Origin of the sequence: Methylosinus sp. R-45379, assembly GCF_001644125.1 — a bacterium.
Classification (GTDB): Bacteria; Pseudomonadota; Alphaproteobacteria; order Rhizobiales; family Beijerinckiaceae; genus Methylosinus.
In genome coordinates, this window is the sequence record NZ_LUUM01000163.1 from 1 (window position 1) to 1,243 (window position 1,243).

A 1,243-nucleotide genomic window follows, 5' to 3' on the forward strand; every position below is an offset into this window, starting at 1 on the left:
TCTGTTGAGCATCGCTGGTCAGATATCCGCGGCCTCGGCTGAAGACGGAGTGGCGGACATCGCCGCCAGCGCTGGTCTCGATCGCCACGCATCGGTGGGGCAGACCATTCAGCTCGATGCCTCCGGGTCCACCAGCGCGAGCGGGCGTGCGCTGCGCTACCGTTGGGCGATCACCCAGCGGCCGTCGGGCAGCGCCGCAGGGATTTCCGACAGCTCCGCCGTACGGCCCGTGTTCAAGGTCGACGTCGCGGGTGATTATATCTTTTCGGTCACGGCGCAGGCCGAGGGCGGCGACGACGATCGCAGCTCGGCGCGAGCGAGCGTCGTAGTCTCGACACAAAATGTCGCCCCTGTAGCCGACGCCGGCCTCGATCGGAAGGTCTCGGTCGGTGCGACCGTTGCGCTCGACGGCGCGCGCTCCTTCGATGCCGACGGCGACGCGATTGCCTATCGATGGACGCTGCTGCGCCGGCCTGCGCATAGCGCCGCCGCCCTGTCGTCGACGACCGTCGCGCGTCCGACATTCGTCGTCGACTCAGAGGGAGCCTATGTCGCGCAACTCGTCGTCGTCGACGCCACGGGCAAGATCAGTTCGCCGTCGTTGGTGACATTCTCTACGCGTGTCGCTTTGCGCGGCCGCGCCAGCGCGGGGCCGGCGCAACTGCTCGCGCAGGGCGCCACTGCGAGGGTCGACGCCGACGGAACCTATCTGCCGCCCGGAACAGCGGCCGTCACCAATGTCGGCTGGACGTTGCTGTCGAAACCCGCCGGAAGCGCCGCGCGCCTCAAGACGGGACCAGACGCCCGTCAGGCCGTGACGCTCGACCGCTCCGGCGATTATGTCGTGCAGGCGACGCTACAGGTCGTGGCGCGGGGCAGCGAAGACAGCCATGAGCACAGCCGCGAGGGCGACCGTGGCGACGATCACGGTCGCCCTCGGAATCGGGACCGCGACCGCAGTCACGACGATGATCACGAAGGGAGTGAAGGGACCCGCTCGCGTGGCGGTGCGCGCCCGGTCACGAGCCTGCTGACCACCGGCAATGTTCCCCCTGTGGCGAACGCAGGCGACGATCAGCGCGTCGCAGCCGGAGCGAAAGTCACGCTCGACGGCTCGCGCTCTACCGATGTGAACGGCGACGCGCTCACCTATCGCTGGGCGTTGATCTCGCGACCGGCGGGATCTTCCGCCGCGCTCGACGATCCCACCTCCGTCAAGCCCGGTTTCACGGCTGATGTCACC

1 protein-coding gene is annotated in these 1,243 nt (G+C 68.5%); it reads left to right on the forward strand.

Going from position 1 to position 1,243, the window contains the following annotated elements:
• Positions 1-49: 49 nt before the first annotated feature.
• A partial coding sequence (locus A1351_RS07805) for a PKD domain-containing protein (RefSeq protein ID WP_198162278.1) occupies positions 50-1,243 on the forward strand: 1,194 nt, incomplete at its 3' end.